This window comes from Micavibrio aeruginosavorus, assembly GCF_051245535.1.
Taxonomy (GTDB): Bacteria; Pseudomonadota; Alphaproteobacteria; order Micavibrionales; family Micavibrionaceae; genus Micavibrio; species Micavibrio aeruginosavorus_D.
Window position 1 is genome coordinate 2036143 of record NZ_CP195303.1, and the last position, 14966, is coordinate 2051108.

A 14966-nucleotide genomic window follows, 5' to 3' on the forward strand; every position below is an offset into this window, starting at 1 on the left:
ACTTAGCAAGAGTCTAAACAATGGCGAAGATAATTTGTTTATTTAATCACAAAGGCGGCGTCAGCAAAACCACAACTGCGTTTAACCTTGGTTGGATGATGGCCCTCAAAGGAAAAAGGGTAATTCTCGCCGATTTTGACCCACAATGTAACCTAACTGGAATGGTTATGGGCTTTAAGGGCTTAGATGACTTAGACGCTTTGTATTCGGGAATGCCGCCAAATAACGTAAAAGACGGCTTGGCGCCAGCCTTTGAATCACAGCCCCGCCAGATTAACGCCGCCGAATGCGCTGAGATCCCCAATATGCCAAACCTTCTTTTGTTACCAGGGCACATAGGATTGGCAGAGTACGAAACAACTCTTGGCATAGCACAAGAACTCAGCGGATCATTACTTGCATTAAGAAATCTACCTGGAGCTATTAGGTATTTGCTGGATGAGACTGCCGCAAAGTATTCAGCCGATTATGTACTCGTTGATATGAGCCCAAGTTTAGGCCCCCTGAATCAGAACTTATTATCAACATCTGATCATTTTCTTGTCCCATTGCACCCGGATTACTTTTCATCCATGGCCCTAAACTCTTTGGCTAACACTTTGCCCAGATGGAAAGAATGGGCAGAAACAGCCTATGAGATAGAAACTTTACAACGAGCTGACTATCCCTTCCCTAAACCAAAAGCAACTTTCATAGGCGCAATAGTTCAGAAATATCGCCCAAGAAATGGGAAAGCTAGCCGCGCATTTCAAAACTGGATTGACCAGCTTTCTGTTGGACTAAGAGACACCCTTGCACCAGCACTGATCAAATCAGGCATGCTGAACGCGGAGAATTTTAAACAACGAATAGGCATTGATCCCTGGCAACCCTTAATGGAAGTTGCTGACTTTAACAGCCTGATTGCGCTTTCACAGGAGCACCAAGTCCCTGTTTATGCTTTAAATAAAGAGCAAACGGAGCAGACCGGGGCCATTTGGCAACAAACTCAACAGAACATGTCCGTTTTTGAACAGTCCTTTTCGGAGTGCGCGGATAGGATTTTCGCCTTAACAAGCTGAGGTTAGTATGAAACCCTTAGCTTATTTTGAAGCCGTATGGGATAGATGCTTATCTATAAGCAGTGTCCACACTTACATTTCCAATGGCACGCATCCTATTGTAGGAACTGACGAACTTTTAAGAGCTGAGTGGGTTGCCAGAGTTAGCGCTCTCGATTTGTACGTTCATGAACTGGTCGCACAAAGAATGTTGGAAATATTTGAAGGGATTAGACCGCATACAGATTCATATTCAAAATTTAAAATTACAAACGACACCCTATCTCGAATTAGATTGGCACAAAACCCAACAGAATCCTCTGCAGCTTTTGACTTGGACGTTAGGAATCAGCTAAGCCTTATTACGTATCAAGACCCTGAAAAAATCGCTGACGGCATCCGCTTATTCTCGAAAATAGAGTTGTGGAATACGGTCGCACTCAAGTGTGGTGCAACATACTCAACTCAAAGCACTTTTGCCAAAAGCTTAAAAAAAGATCTCTCTCTCATAATCGCGCGACGAAACAAAATCGCTCACGAGGGAGATCTCCAGCCAGGGCCACCACGGCAGCCATGGGCAATTAATACGCAAGATTTAATTTTTGTAAAATCAACCATAGAAAAAATCGTAAGAGCTATTGATAATTCAGTTTAGTTAAACGATCCCGTGCAAAAATTAAACGATAATCTGCCCGCTCTCAAACAAATCCATCGCATTCGTCACATTCGCCGTTCCGGCGAAGCTTGCGATCTGTGTGTAATCCGTGTACGCCCCGGTGGGGGAGACGTAGACGCCGGCGGGGACGGCGCCGTCGAAGGCGTTTAGGCCGGCTTGGTAGATGTGGTTGATGGATTGGCCGCCCATTTTGTAGTCGTAGACGGCCACTTCATCGATATCACCGTTCCAGTATTCGGCGTAGGTCGTGTTGCCGCCGGAGTTTTCCGCGCCGACGATAAAGCGGTAATCGGACCCCGTGATCGACGTGAAGTTGGCGTTGGAATAGACCGCGACGCCGTTGAAATACAATGTCGCCCCGCCCGCACCGAAGGTGAAAGCGTAGAAATTCCAATCATTCTGGTCCACGTCATCCGCCGCGCCCATGGCGATGGGATCGACGTTGATGGTGTACGTGGTGCCGCCGATTTGCAGTTCACCCGTCACATTACCGTTCGATAAATTGGCCCCGAAATGGAATTGGCCGTTCGTGGTGCCAGCCCCATGTTTGGACAAAATCGAATGTGTGCCCGACCCGGTTTCGGATTTGGCCCACGCCATGAATGTTCCGGAGGTCAGGTCGAAAATGGCGTCATCATCCACGCGGCCGCGTTCGTTGCTGCCGTTAAAGTCGATGGAGCCATTATCAAGGGCGGCGTTAAACGCCGTGTTGTTTTTGCCCGGATTGTTGTCATAGGCGCCGTCCAGAATACCCATGGCATCCACCATCGTGCTGCCGTTTGTTTCGCCCATGCGGTAATAGAGCAACGGATCATAATTCAGCGTGATCAGTTGATAGAGATCATCGCTGGTGCCATCGCTGAGCGCGACGAAATCGGCAATCGCTTCGGTCACTGGATCGAAGGCAGAGAGCAGGTCGGATAAATCCAGCCCGTCGCCATCGGTATAATCAAAATCATGGATCACATCATCGTCATTGGCCGCGCCGATCCAGTCAAACAGGAAAATATCCGCGCCGTCCGACCCGTACAGTTGATCCAACCCATCGCCCCCGGCCAGAACGGTCGGGTTGCCGGACGTTAAAATCTGGTCCGCTTCCCATTCAATCACGTAGCCGCGTGTGGTGCTGGGCAATTGGTCGTTCCAGACGCCGCCATTGTAAAATTCGAGGTGGGCTTCGAACCCGTTATAATCGTTGGGTTCGCCGGGGTTCCAGTTGGTATAGGCCCCGCCGATGGCGGACCCGTTGGCCAACCCCTGCCAGAATTGCGTGCCATCATCCGGCCCACCGACCCAGCGCCATTCGCCGTTCACCGTGCCGTCCGACCCACCCAGCCAGAAATTGGCCGTTCCCGTCACAGTGTCGAGATAGCTGTTTTCCGTGGCGGAATTGGAATGGGCCAGATGCCCCGCCACACCATTGACCAGATAGGACGTGGCCGCACTGTTCGCAGCCTCCCATGTCAAAGTGGTGGAGACATAGAGGTAAAAACTGTTCGTCGTGGCGTTGTACACCAACCCCGGATAGGCCGCGAGGATGGACGCCGAGGTCACGTTCGCCGTCGACCCGGAATACAACGTATCCGCCCCGTCATTGCCATTCAGCGTGTCGGTCCCGGCGCTGCCATACAGTGTGTCATTGCCGTTACCGCCATTCAAAACATTGGACACCGTATCATCGCTGCCCGGATCGGTGCCGATGGCGATGTTGTCAAAGCGGATTGTTGTGTCTTCATCCGCGGCATTTTTGCCCTCAACCAGACCGCCCACCGTGATGGTGTGATTACCCTGATACAACGCGCCCAGATCAATACTGACCTGACGCCAGCCGGTGTCATAGGTGGGGTCGTTGCCGTCGCTTTCCATGCGGACAATGTGGTCATTGCCGTTCAGGCCATAACGCACGCCGTCAATTTCAACATACACAAACGTATCTTCGTCCGTTTCGTAGGTCCCGGACCGGATCACCTTGTATTGGAAGCTCAGGACCGTGTCCTGTACATCTTCGGTCATTGTGAAGGTGCGGCTGTGCCCGCCGGACATGGTGCCGCTGGACGTTGCGTTGGTGCCGTCAAAGAACACTTCCAGTGATCCGTTGCCGTTGACGCCGTCGCCGGTGTTACGGCTGCCACTGACATACGCCCCGCCCGTACCGCCAAAGACGTTATCGGCGTAGGTGAAGCTTTCCGTCCCGCTGTTGAAATTCGTGGAAAATACGCTGATCGGGGCGGTGACGGCATACAGCGTATCAACGCCATCGCCGCCATTGATCGTATCGCCCCCAAGACCGCCAGAGATGATATTATCCCCCGTCGTTCCGGTCAGGGTGTCGGCATAATCGGAGCCCACCAGATGCAGGAAATTCGAAATTGTATCGGTGCCCGCGCCGCCCGTGGCGGACCCCGTCGCCAAATTGACGGTCACGCCGGATGTCGCACTTAAATACGATACGGTGTTCGTGCCCGCGCCACCGTCCAGCGTGTCATTTCCCAACCCGCCATCAATCGTGTCATTCCCCACGCCGCCATTGATAATGTTGGCCAGCGTGTTTCCGGTCAGCACATCGGCATAATCCGAACCGGTGATATTTTCAAAATTGGAAACCGTATCGGTTCCGGCCCCGCCCGTATTTTGTGCCGTGGCCAAGGCCAGTGAAATCGTAATGCCTGATGCCGCATTGGCGTAGGACAATGTATCCACACCGCCCGCGCCGTCCAGCGTGTCGTTTCCGGCCAATCCTTCGATGACGTTGGCGTTGTTATCGCCGGTCAGGGTGTCGTTAAACGCCGACCCGGTTAAATCCTCGAACCCGCTGATCGTGTCCGTCCCATCGCCGCCCGTATTTTGCGCCGTTGTCAGCGCCAGTGAAATGGTCACCCCGGCCACAGCCGCGGCATAGGTCAAACGGTCCGTGCCCGCGCCGCCAATCAAAATATTGGTTCCGGAATTGCCCGCCAGAACGTCATCAAAGGCCGACCCGGTCAGGTTTTCAAAGTTCGACAGCGTATCCGTGCCCGCCCCGCCCGTCACCTGCGCCCCGGCCACGGCCAGCGATACGGTAATGCCCGATGCCGCATTGGCGTAATCGGCGGTATCAATGCCGCCCGCGCCATCCATCGTATCGTTCCCGGTCCCACCTTCGATCACGTTATCGGACCCATTGCCCGTCAGCGTATCGTTGAAAGCCGAACCAATAATATTTTCAAAATTGGACAGCGTGTCATTGCCCGCACCACCCGTCACCGCCCCGGTCGTAAGATTGACGGTCACCGCAGAGGCCGCCGCCGCATAGGTCACCGTATCAACCCCGCCTCCGCCATTCATCACGTTGGCGGCGGATGTTCCGGCAATCACATCATTGAAACCGGACCCGGTGACATTTTCAAAACCTGATACGGTGTCCAGACCCGCAGATCCCGTATTTTGCGCCGATGTGACAGACAGATTGAAATTGATCCCGCCGCTTGCGCTGGCAAAACTGACCGTATCGGTGCCATTGCCGCCGATCAGCGTGTCATTGCCCAACCCGCCTTCGATGGTATCGTTATCATCCCCACCATCCAGCGTGTCATCCCCCGCCAGACCCAGCAGCGTGTCATTGCCCGCGCCACCATACAGCGCATCAGTCCCGGCGCCGCCATTCAGCGTGTCATTGTCGTTATTGCCATACAGCGTATCATTGCCCGCTCCGCCATTGAGCAGGTCATCACCCGCTTCGCCATAGAGCGTATCGTTTCCGGCATCGCCGTACAGTTTATCGTTCCCCAGACCACCATAAATCGTATCATTGTCGGCCCCACCGGACAGCGTATCCGCGCCATCATCGCCGAATAAATGGTCATCCCCGGCACCGCCGATCAGCATGTCATCGCCATCATCCCCGAACAGGATATCGGCCCCGGCATCGCCGCTCAGCGTGTCGTTATCCGCACCGCCATTGGCCACATCATTGCCCAGACCGCCAACGATGATGTCATCGCCCGCATCGCCATAGAGAATGTCATCGCCATCTTCACCATAAAGCCAATCAACGCCGTCGCCGCCCATGACGACATCATTGCCCGCCCCGGCGAAAATTTTATCATCGCCCGCCCCGCCAAAGATGGCGTTTTCAGCATCGCGCCCGCGAATGCGGTCGTGGCCGTTTCCGGCGCTGATAATATCGGGGTCGATGTTGGACCCGACGAGGCTGTCATCTCCGCCCGTGCCATTGTTTGGCGTGCCGGAAAAATCACCTTCCGTCGGTGTGGTGCGCCCAAACAAATGATCCACCGCCGCCGCGTTCAGCGTCGATGTCTGCGCCTGCAACAAGGTCAGCAGGGTGATATAACCGTTATCGACGGACGTGCCATTGATGCGCACAGACGCGATATTGATGCTGCGCCCGCCTTCGCCCGAGGCATCGTTAAAACGGAATTGCAAACTGGATGGATAATCGCCGTCAAAATCGAGCGTGAAAAAATAATCACCGTTCGCACCGGATGTAATCTGGGTCGACCCCACCACAAGGCCATCCACCAAAACCTCAAGCGTCGGTGCGTCGGCGCTGAACGACGCGCTGGCAACGATTTGCATGGTGAATGTGGACATCGGGCTTCGCCTTAGGTTTCAGCAATGAGCGGGATCAAGACACACAGAAACGCCAGAACGAAAAGACGGGGGGGCGGGGCCACCCGATCTGAGATCAAGACCCGGACAGAGTCTCTTTCGCAAATACTGGTCATGGGGGCCCCACCACCGTGCCTCTATTATGCAAGGGTCGGCTGATCCATTTCTTAATTTTGGAGGGGGTCAAAGTCGGAAAAGCTGTTTATTATCAATCACTTATGTTTCCATAATTGCATGGTTGCCACCCAAAACGGGCCGGAAAATCATAGGAATCAATATGTTACTGATAATTGGCGTTGATGGTGTAACTGCCGCTATAGCTGCCTGCGGCCTGACCGGACTGAATGTTCAGGCGGGCGCCAATGGGGGCGGTGGCCGCCCCGCCGGCGGTGACGGTGTATTGCACCCCGCCCGCATCCGTTCCGACATTGAATTGGTCAATCACCATCGTCGCCCCGCCAGGACCATTCAGAACCACGGAAGCCGGGGCGCTGATCTGCACCATGTCCGCGCCCGTCCCGGTGGAAGACACGCTTTGCACAAGGCACATACCCCGGTTAAACGCCCCCGGTATCGCGGTTACACACCCCGCGGTGCTGCGCCCATTCGAGGGTGTGATCGTAACCGAGCCCGCCCCCGGACAGGACAACAGGGTCCCGAACACCAGTGGCAAATTGCAATTGATCGTCTGCGCCACCGCACGGAGCGGGGCGAGGGTTAAGCTCATTAACATACCGCCTGCCAGAAGCAGGGCTTTATCGCTTTTGATCATGGTCGGTCCTGATCCTGATTATAAGCGCTCGATCCCGGGTTGCAAACGCTTTAAATCCGCCAAAATCTGAAGAAACCATTGATTTCCAGAGGGTTGCGCCAAAAGCACGAAAGAGGGTGTCCGGCGGGCGGATTGGGGCTATATTGCTCTCATAACCTGATGGTGGGGTGTATTTCCGCCTTTCCCGGACGCGGTGGCTTTGCTACCTTTCGGATGCTGTTTTTAAAAATCACACTTCGATAAGGGCTTTAAAAAATGCGCACAGGTTTGATGTTTGCCGTTCTGATGATTCTGGCTGCCGGGTCTCTTTCGGCCTGCGGGAATACGGTCGATGGCATGGGGCGTGACGTTGAGCGCGCCGGAGAAAAAATCCAGTCCTGGTAAGTCCAATAAACCGACCAGGCTTGGATCAATAACGATAAACACAGGGAGTTTAACCATGATCCACACCGGGATTCGTATCGGTCTGTTGACGGCCGCATTGATGGCCGCGACCTCTTTTGGCGCGCTGGCCCCCATGGCCATGGCCGCTGATGATGGCTTTGGCGGATATTTCACGGCGTCTGGACCGCAAGCTTTGTCCGATCCGACCAGCAGCATGCCCGCGCTGGCCGCTGCCGATGGTGATGATGCTGCTGCCGCCTTGAACGCGATTGCCCCGGCCGCTGGCGGTGATGCCCCGGACGGTGCCGCAGCAGTGGGTGAAACCCCATCTGCAAACACGGGGGACACGCTGAGCGACCCGGCAACGGCCATCGTGCCCGGCATGGAAGCCAACCCAACCCCGGTTCAGGGTGCCATTCTGCCGTAACGACGGCTTAACACACTGATTTTAAAGCGCGCTTCGATTGATGATCGGGCGCGCTTTTGCCGTGTATGCATTTTTCATGGATTGCGGGTCTTTTGCGTGACTTGGGCAAGGGCGACATGCTAAAAACGCGGCCATGATGATACCGTCTTTTTTAAAATCATTTCCGGCGGGCCAAGCGGCCCCTTTATCGCAACGCCAGACCATTATCCTGCTGGTGGCGCTGGCGCTGGTCCTGCTCACCGCTTCATTGCTGCCGCGGACACTCTCCGCCATGCCGCTGGTGCTGGGCCTTGCGCCCGCGCTGCTCTGGGCGGGATGGAACCGCGCGGTGCCGCCACTTTATCCGGCAGCGTTGATTTGCACGGGCGCCATCGTCGCGCTTGCCGCGTGCAGCACACTCTGGGCCCTTGATCCGGCGGAAGCGGGCGCGCGGGCCGGCAAGATCGCCATGGTGCTGATCCCCGGTGCGGTGATGTTAGGATTCTGCCGGGGCGCGGATCGGGACACGCTGAACCGCATCGCGAAAATCATTCCGCTGGCGGTGATGGCCGGATGGGCCGTGATCATTGGTGATTATTATACCGGCCAACCCCTCTACCGTCTGACCCATGACATTGCTGCCGACGTCATCATTGGCACCTATGAAACCAACCGCGCCTGTATGGCCCTGACCTTGTGCAGCCTGCCCGCCATGGTTATGGCGCTGCGCCTGTGGCCGGGCATTCTGGGGTGGGGCATGGCCGCCGCCATCATCGGGCTGGGCTTTGCCGCCATCGACACCAGCGACAGCCAGACCGCCTTGCTGGCCTTCATCATCGGCATTGCCGTGCTGGCCGCTTTCCCTGTTGTGTCGATCTGGCCGCGCCGGGTTTTGAAATGGGTCCTGCTGGCCGGGATTGCGACGGGGCCGTTTCTGGCGATTGCGATGTTCCGTCATCTGGCCACGGCGCTGGAGCCCATGTTTTTGGACAGTTCCGCCAACCCGCTGGAGCGCATGGAAATCTGGGATTTCGTCAGCCGTTACGCCCTGCAAAACCCCCTGACCGGGTTCGGGATCGAGGCCAGCCGGGTCATCACCGATTTTGACAACGCCAAAATTTATGAACCCGCCAGCACGATCATGCACCCCCATAATGGCGTGTTGCAGATCTGGATTGAATTCGGGGCGCTGGGCGCGGCCCTGACCATGGCGGCGGTGGCCGCCTTGTTCCGCCGCATCGACGCACTTACGCCCGCCAATCGGCGGCTGGTTCTGGCCGTTTTTCTGGCGGCCTGTTCGGTCGGATTGACCGGCTATGGGTTGTGGCAAGGCTGGTGGCTGGGCGTGTGCGTCCTGATGGCGGCCCTGACTGCGCTGACCCTGAAAATCCGGCCTGCCCCGGTTCGTTTTCCACTGCCCTTCAACCGTCCCGCTTGGCTCAGCCCCACGGCGTGATATGATGGGGAGTGAGGCCCCACCCGCCCGTGTCGGGGGGTGAGGTTTTTCGTACACATTTCAACATTTTAAGGCCCCGGCTATGAGCACCCCTGACTCCGATAACGCAAACGACAACGCCGTCCCGCTGGAAGAATTGATGATGCTGGCCGCGCTGGATGAAAGCGCGACAATGGCGTTTTATGATGCGCTGGTTGATTCAACCGTTTTCGTACCCGGTGCCGTCACCGGCGAAACCGAAGATGGCCCGGAACTGGAACTGCATGTCTGGCAGACCGATGACGATGCCTCCTTCATCCCCGTGTTCACCAGCGAAGCCTTGCTGGAAGAAGCGACCGAAGGCGACCCGGTTCCGTATCTGTCTTTCGTCATGCGCGACCTGTTGGCCGCTGTTGATGACGCAGCCATCACCATCAACCCGGAAAGCGATATTTCCCTGACGCTGGAAGCGGATGAAATTCAGGAATTGCTGAACGCGCTGATTGATGACAGCGAAGGCGACGACGATGAAGAATAAAGCACACATCATCCTGCTGGCTTTGTTTTGTGTTGCGGTCAGTGCACTGCCCGCCGCCGCACAGGCGATTAAAAAGCCACAAAGCGGCACGGATGTCAGCGAAACCGCCATGCACTACACCAAAATGGTGGCGCAGGATTGTTCCGCAAAATCCACCTTGTGGACCAGCAATGGGTGCCTGCGCACATTGTCTGAATCCAATCGCGTCATGGTTTCCAATTACATGGAAACACTGGACCGCGAGGGGCAGACCCAGTTCGTTGAATTGGTCAAAAATAGCTGCGCCGCCTCAACCGCCGCCGAGCAGGGCACATACCCCGCCGACGCCATGAAAAGCGCCTTTATCGAATGCGCCAATGCGATCAGCGATGTGGCCGAAGCCAGCCGCCTGGCCCCGGATCTGGCCCATTATGAATTGCTGGCCGGATCGATTTTGTGCATGAGCAACGATCGGCGATGCCGCGAAGTTTCATTCCGGTTGCATCAATTCCGGATGAAATAAAAAAGTTTCATAAAAAAAATCCCCGGAGATGACCCGGGGATTTTTTTATTCTTCAAAACGCACCTCACGCCGATTTGGCGGGCGGCAGTGGCAGCAGATGCAGGCCGCTTTCATCGCGGTGCTTCTTCAGATACTTCATAAAGGGCGTGCCGCCGGTACCAATATCCACTGGATTGCCTTCGGAATCGCGGGCCTGTTTGTTGATATAGCTGGCCGCATATTCCAGATGGCGCGTGCGGAACGCCTGCACATGATTGACGATATCATTGTACAACCCGACCAACTCCGCCGACCCCGATGCCGTCACGAAATCGCGCAGGTTGGAATTTTTTGCCACATCTTCGATAAATTTGCGGTGACGCGGCGGGCGGTATTGGTGCAATTCGTCCAGATATTCGCGCAGCGGATCATTTTCATGCGCGATGCCCAGCAACGCATCCATGGTCGGCACGATCGAGCTTTGTGATCCTGTCTGGCCCCGGAAGGGCTGCGGTTTCCCAGCATATTTCGCCACACCGTCGTAAATCAAACCCTCCGGCAAAGCGGGGTTGCCCTTCCACCCGTGAATATAGGGGCGAACGCGGTGGTAATAGATATACGGGTCACACCCTTCCGGCATACGGTCAAACACCGGATTGATCTTTTCCCATGCGGCCAGAATGGTTTTCAGGCCCGCGGTCACACCGGCGCTGTCTTTCGCGGCCAGCGCATCGAGCAAGCCCGGAATAGCGGCCAGCGCCGCGCCCGCTTTGGCTTCGATTTCGACATGCACCAGAATGAACCAGTTTTCATCCAGCCCATCATAGAAGTTTTGAATGACATAGATATTGTCGAGCGCGACATCACCGCGCGGGTCCAGCTTCGCCCAGTTATCGAGCGTATAAGACGAATAGGGCAACAACGGAAATTGCCCGATTTTGTCCGCCAGAATGCAATACGGCACCGCCAGATTGCGCGGCAGCGTGTGGGCCGCTTCTTTCTCGCCCCAGACATAACCCTGCACGATAAAGGAATAATGCACCATCAAACGGCGCAACTGCGCATCGTTCAAATGCCCGATATGCGCGGCCATATCAATTTCCGGCAGCGCGTTCAGGAAATGACGCACGCGCCCCGTCAGCATCAAGTCGGACAAATGTTTACCGGAAATCAGGATCGCATTGAAATCGGATGGCAGCGTGACCTCATCCATTTCATAGGGGGCCAGAAAACCGCGATCGGGCGTAATGTCGTAATCAGAGAGTTTCAGCATTGAAGACTATCCTTCCTGTAAAAAATCTTTTCTAAATTATTGCGGGTCAAATTTGACCGATTTTGGAATGAAAAACCAGTAGCGGCCATCCGATTTCATCAGCCCGGCATTGTGCTCTGCCGCATCGCCGAAACCGAAATACACATCACCGCGCACCGCGCCGCGAATGGCCCCACCAGTATCCTGTGCCATCATCAAACGGCGAATGGATGGCACGGTTTTGTCGGTATCCGACCCGGGCCCGCCCGCATCCAGCCACAACGGCACGCCATAGGGTATCTTGCTGCGGTCAATTGCCAAGGAACGGCCCGCCGTCAATGCAATGTTTTCACCGCCCAGCGGCCCTTCGCCCTCGATCAACTGGAAATAGACATAGGACGCATTGACGTTCATCAATTCATCCGCCTGATCCGGATGCGCTTCCAGCCAGGCGCGGATCGATTGCATCGACACCTCTTCCTTGGCCATGGCACCGCGTTTAATCAACTCACGTCCGATGGCGGTATAAGGGTGGCCGTTCTGCGCCGCATACCCCACCTGCAACACCGACCCATCATCCATCTGCACGCGGCCCGAGCCCTGAATTTGCAGGAAGAACGCATCAACCGGATTATCCACCCACGCCAGCACGGTCGCATCATCATCTTTCAGTGTTGGTGTTTGGGCCTCAATCTGATCGCGCGATTCAAACGGTTTCAAATTCCCATCCACCACGCGGCCCGCAATACGCTGGCCCTTCAAACTGTCGCGGAATTGCCCCAGATCGACCATCACCAGATCGGTGGGGCGCACACGCAACGGTGTTTGATAGGAGCCATGCCGCGTGCGTGACCCGTTGAGGGAGGCTTCGTAATAGCCCGTAAACAGGCCTGTTTCGTGTCCTTCTGCGGACGCCGCATACACATTGAACCATTGGTTCATAAAAGCGCGCACATCAGCGGGCGGTGTTTGCGCCAGCGCGTTACACGGCATTTGCCAATCAGCCATGGTGCCGAAACGAACATCCGCGCCAAAGGCTTTATCCGGCGCGGCCTTTAAAATGCGCGCGCAGGATTTTTGCAAGGCGGGCAGAACCTGCGCCACATCATCCTCATTCCAGCCCGGCAGCACGGATGTATCCGCGGCGCGCAAAACCAGCTTCGCATCTTCGGGCGCAAAGCGGGAGGGTTCATCCGGCCCGGTGCCGCACGCGGCCAGCGCAAAAGACAGGACCAAAACCAAAGAAAAGGGGCGCATGTTTTTCATCATGCGCCCATTCCATAGAAGCCGTTGCGGGCCGTCAAGCCCTATCCGTACAGTGTTTAGATAACCGTTTCTGGCATGCCCTTCTTATCCGCGTCTTCCTCACGCGTCGCGACCAGATACCAGGTCGGTTCGCGGGATTTCAGCGGTTTTCCAAAGGTCCAGATATCAATGGTTTCCTTCACCCGGTCCGGGTTGCCGGAAATATATTCGCCGTCCTTGTTCTGGATCGTTGCGGTTTCATCGGCAACGAACCGTACGGTCAACAAAGCGCGTTTATCCTGAATCCGTGCATCGACAATTTCCAGACGACGAATGGCATGAATTTCGGTCAGCGCGATTTCGCCACGCTCTTCACGCGCCGTCATCGCTCCATCAAAGGCCGCATAGAGCGACGGATCGAGCAGATTTTTCAGCAAGCCCCGATCATTGGCGGCAAAGGCCTCAACAATCATCACGAAGGCATCTTGTGCGCCTTCAAGGAAATGGGTGGCGTTAAAGGAATGATCGGCATTGGCGATGTCCTGCAGGCCAGCCTCGGCCCCTTTGGCCGCGCTCATATTCTTGCCCATCGGAAGAACCACGCCGGGCAGCGGTTCATCAAGACCGGGCAGGATGCCGGGCATCAGGCCCCCATTCTGCACCGGCGCATCATCGCGAGCCGGGTGAAGCGGGGTGACGACCGAGCGTGCCGGATCAGGACGCGCACCATTGCGGGCCGCAGCATCATTGTCGGGCCGCGCGAACGGGTTCGGGCGCTGGCGTTCATCGCCATGGCGCGTGCCCAGCACATTGCGGAGCCAGAATACCAAACCGGCGGCGATCAAAGCGTACAGGAGAATATCTGCGGTCACTTGGGTGGGATCCTTTATTTTGCAGGGGATTCAACCATATTAACACAGGACGGTGCCATCGGGCTGGCTTTTCCGTCCCTCGGTCTGTAAAACCTAATGTAATTCACGCCAAACGCAAGACAAACGCGAGAAAGATGCCGCCGGGCCACCATGGTGCTGCTTGTCCTTTTTATCCTTATCCCCCTGATTGAAATTGCCCTTTTCGCCGCCATTGGCGGAGAGATCGGGGTGCTGAACACCCTGTTGCTGTGCGTGGCCAGCGCGACGGCGGGGGTGATGATCCTGCAAAGACAGGGTTTATCGACATTTTTCAACCTGAATGAAGCCAACAGCCTGGGCGAAGTGCCCATTCAGCAGATTTTTGACGGGTTTTGCCTGTTTATCGCCGGAATTTTGCTGATTATTCCCGGTTTTTTCACCGATTTCATCGCTTTTGCCCTGCTGATCCCACCCATACGGGTTATTTTGCGCAAATCCTTGGCCGGATGGGTGCAGGTGCATGGGTTCCCCGGTGCCACCACAGCGCGGGCACGCAACCCAGACCAATCCCAATCGTCCTACACCGCTTTGGATGTGGAGTATGAGGAAATCAGCGTGACCGATCCGGACGATGACACCAAGAAAATCGGGTAATCGCCCCGGTTGATTGCAGCCACCAGACCCCTTAATCTGACCGCACTGGATAAACATAAGGATTTTTAACGATGACTGATGCCTCCACCCAATCCGCACCGCTTGATGTGCGCCCGATGCCGCTGACCATCCATGCGCAATATGTGAAGGATGTGTCGTTCGAAAATCCGAACGCACCGCATTCTTTGCGCCCGAGTGCCGAGAAGCCGGAAATCAAAGTCAATGTGAACATGGAATTGAACGGCATGCCGGAAGTGCCGGGCAGCCCGCAAATGTACGAAGTGTCCTTGCGCATCCGTTGCGCGTCCAAACGCGGTGATATGACGTTGTTCGTGGCCGAAATCGAATATGCCGCCGCCGTGTCCGCCGGCCCGGAAGTTGCGCAGGAAACGATGCACCCGATGATGTTGATCGAAGTGCCGCGCTTGATCTTCCCGTTCGCACGCCAAATTCTGGGCGATCTGAGCCAGCAGGCCGGATACCCACCGCTGCTGATCGGCCCGATTGATTTCCAGCAATTATACATCCAACGCTTCGCCCCCGATCTGCAACAAAAGGCCGATCAAATGGCGCGCGCGTAAACACCGCGCGATCAAGACAAGAAAAAGCCCGGATGATCGATCC

General features: G+C 55.8%; 14 protein-coding genes. 8 read left to right on the plus strand and 6 right to left on the minus strand.

Annotated elements, in window-relative coordinates:
* Positions 1-20: 20 nt before the first annotated feature.
* Both ACSC94_RS09875 and ACSC94_RS09880 read left to right on the plus strand, forming a co-directional pair.
* A complete protein-coding gene (locus tag ACSC94_RS09875; RefSeq protein ID WP_435640669.1) occupies positions 21-1061 on the plus strand; it encodes a ParA family protein in 1041 nt (346 codons plus the stop codon).
* Positions 1062-1068: 7 nt separating this feature from the next.
* A complete protein-coding gene (locus tag ACSC94_RS09880; protein ID WP_435640670.1) occupies positions 1069-1695 on the plus strand; it encodes a HEPN domain-containing protein in 627 nt (208 codons plus the stop codon).
* Positions 1696-1716: 21 nt separating this feature from the next.
* Here ACSC94_RS09880 and ACSC94_RS09885 read toward each other — a convergent pair whose 3' ends face one another.
* From ACSC94_RS09885 to ACSC94_RS09895, 3 genes are all read right to left on the minus strand, one after another.
* The gene (locus tag ACSC94_RS09885) at positions 1717-6306 is read right to left on the minus strand and encodes a beta strand repeat-containing protein (RefSeq protein WP_435640671.1); all 4590 of its coding nucleotides are present in this window, start codon (positions 6304-6306) and stop codon (positions 1717-1719) included.
* Between the two features lie 298 nt (positions 6307-6604).
* Complete coding sequence (locus ACSC94_RS09890; protein WP_435640672.1) at positions 6605-7096, minus strand: DUF4402 domain-containing protein; 492 nt, start codon at positions 7094-7096, stop codon at positions 6605-6607.
* A 222-nt stretch (positions 7097-7318) separates the two neighbouring features.
* A complete protein-coding gene (locus ACSC94_RS09895) occupies positions 7319-7537 on the minus strand; it encodes a hypothetical protein (RefSeq protein ID WP_435640673.1) in 219 nt (72 codons plus the stop codon).
* Here ACSC94_RS09895 and ACSC94_RS09900 point away from each other — a divergent pair.
* From ACSC94_RS09900 to ACSC94_RS09915, 4 genes are all read left to right on the plus strand, one after another.
* Positions 7536-7907, plus strand: coding sequence for a hypothetical protein (locus ACSC94_RS09900; RefSeq protein WP_435640674.1), 372 nt, complete (start codon positions 7536-7538; stop codon positions 7905-7907). The genes ACSC94_RS09895 and ACSC94_RS09900 overlap by 2 nt on opposite strands.
* A 133-nt stretch (positions 7908-8040) precedes the next feature.
* Positions 8041-9342 carry an O-antigen ligase family protein gene (locus tag ACSC94_RS09905; RefSeq protein WP_435640675.1) on the plus strand — a complete coding sequence of 434 codons (1302 nt, stop codon included), beginning with the start codon at positions 8041-8043 and terminating at the stop codon, positions 9340-9342.
* An 82-nt stretch (positions 9343-9424) separates the two neighbouring features.
* Positions 9425-9859 (plus strand): SseB family protein, encoded by a 435-nt coding sequence (locus tag ACSC94_RS09910; protein ID WP_435640676.1) that lies wholly within the window; start codon positions 9425-9427, stop codon positions 9857-9859.
* On the plus strand, positions 9849-10361 hold the full coding sequence (locus ACSC94_RS09915) for a hypothetical protein (RefSeq protein ID WP_435640677.1): 513 nt from the start codon (positions 9849-9851) through the stop codon (positions 10359-10361). The genes ACSC94_RS09910 and ACSC94_RS09915 overlap by 11 nt, the downstream gene beginning before the upstream one ends.
* Before the next feature lie 64 nt (positions 10362-10425).
* Here ACSC94_RS09915 and ACSC94_RS09920 read toward each other — a convergent pair whose 3' ends face one another.
* The 3 genes from ACSC94_RS09920 to ACSC94_RS09930 are packed head-to-tail and all read right to left on the minus strand — an operon-like array spanning position 10426 to position 13709.
* Positions 10426-11613 (minus strand): indoleamine 2,3-dioxygenase, encoded by a 1188-nt coding sequence (locus tag ACSC94_RS09920; RefSeq protein WP_435640678.1) that lies wholly within the window; start codon positions 11611-11613, stop codon positions 10426-10428.
* Between the two features lie 36 nt (positions 11614-11649).
* Positions 11650-12861, minus strand: a complete 1212-nt coding sequence (gene mltA, locus ACSC94_RS09925) for a murein transglycosylase A (protein WP_435640679.1) — start codon at positions 12859-12861, stop codon at positions 11650-11652.
* A gap of 53 nt (positions 12862-12914) precedes the next feature.
* Positions 12915-13709, minus strand: a complete 795-nt coding sequence (locus tag ACSC94_RS09930; protein ID WP_435640680.1) for a Tim44/TimA family putative adaptor protein — start codon at positions 13707-13709, stop codon at positions 12915-12917.
* A 150-nt stretch (positions 13710-13859) separates the two neighbouring features.
* On the opposite strand from ACSC94_RS09930, the gene ACSC94_RS09935 reads away from it, so the two are divergent.
* Both ACSC94_RS09935 and secB read left to right on the plus strand, forming a co-directional pair.
* The gene (locus ACSC94_RS09935; protein WP_435640681.1) at positions 13860-14342 is read left to right on the plus strand and encodes an FxsA family protein; all 483 of its coding nucleotides are present in this window, start codon (positions 13860-13862) and stop codon (positions 14340-14342) included.
* Between the two features lie 71 nt (positions 14343-14413).
* Positions 14414-14923 carry a protein-export chaperone SecB gene (secB, locus tag ACSC94_RS09940; protein ID WP_435640682.1) on the plus strand — a complete coding sequence of 170 codons (510 nt, stop codon included), beginning with the start codon at positions 14414-14416 and terminating at the stop codon, positions 14921-14923.
* Positions 14924-14966: the final 43 nt, after the last annotated feature.

Excerpts from the sequence above, each read along its gene's own strand:
- ACSC94_RS09875 (WP_435640669.1), top strand. The coding sequence starts at position 21 with ATGGCGAAGATAATTTGTTTATTTAATCACAAAGGCGGCGTCAGCAAA.
- ACSC94_RS09880 (WP_435640670.1), top strand. The coding sequence starts at position 1,069 with ATGAAACCCTTAGCTTATTTTGAAGCCGTATGGGATAGATGCTTATCT.
- ACSC94_RS09885 (WP_435640671.1), bottom strand. The coding sequence starts at position 6,306 with ATGTCCACATTCACCATGCAAATCGTTGCCAGCGCGTCGTTCAGCGCC.
- ACSC94_RS09890 (WP_435640672.1), bottom strand. The coding sequence starts at position 7,096 with ATGATCAAAAGCGATAAAGCCCTGCTTCTGGCAGGCGGTATGTTAATG.
- ACSC94_RS09900 (WP_435640674.1), top strand. The coding sequence starts at position 7,536 with ATGATCCACACCGGGATTCGTATCGGTCTGTTGACGGCCGCATTGATG.
- ACSC94_RS09895 (WP_435640673.1), bottom strand. The coding sequence starts at position 7,537 with ATGGTTAAACTCCCTGTGTTTATCGTTATTGATCCAAGCCTGGTCGGT.
- ACSC94_RS09905 (WP_435640675.1), top strand. The coding sequence starts at position 8,041 with ATGATGATACCGTCTTTTTTAAAATCATTTCCGGCGGGCCAAGCGGCC.
- ACSC94_RS09910 (WP_435640676.1), top strand. The coding sequence starts at position 9,425 with ATGAGCACCCCTGACTCCGATAACGCAAACGACAACGCCGTCCCGCTG.
- ACSC94_RS09915 (WP_435640677.1), top strand. The coding sequence starts at position 9,849 with ATGAAGAATAAAGCACACATCATCCTGCTGGCTTTGTTTTGTGTTGCG.
- ACSC94_RS09920 (WP_435640678.1), bottom strand. The coding sequence starts at position 11,613 with ATGCTGAAACTCTCTGATTACGACATTACGCCCGATCGCGGTTTTCTG.
- mltA (WP_435640679.1), bottom strand. The coding sequence starts at position 12,861 with ATGATGAAAAACATGCGCCCCTTTTCTTTGGTTTTGGTCCTGTCTTTT.
- ACSC94_RS09935 (WP_435640681.1), top strand. The coding sequence starts at position 13,860 with ATGGTGCTGCTTGTCCTTTTTATCCTTATCCCCCTGATTGAAATTGCC.
- secB (WP_435640682.1), top strand. The coding sequence starts at position 14,414 with ATGACTGATGCCTCCACCCAATCCGCACCGCTTGATGTGCGCCCGATG.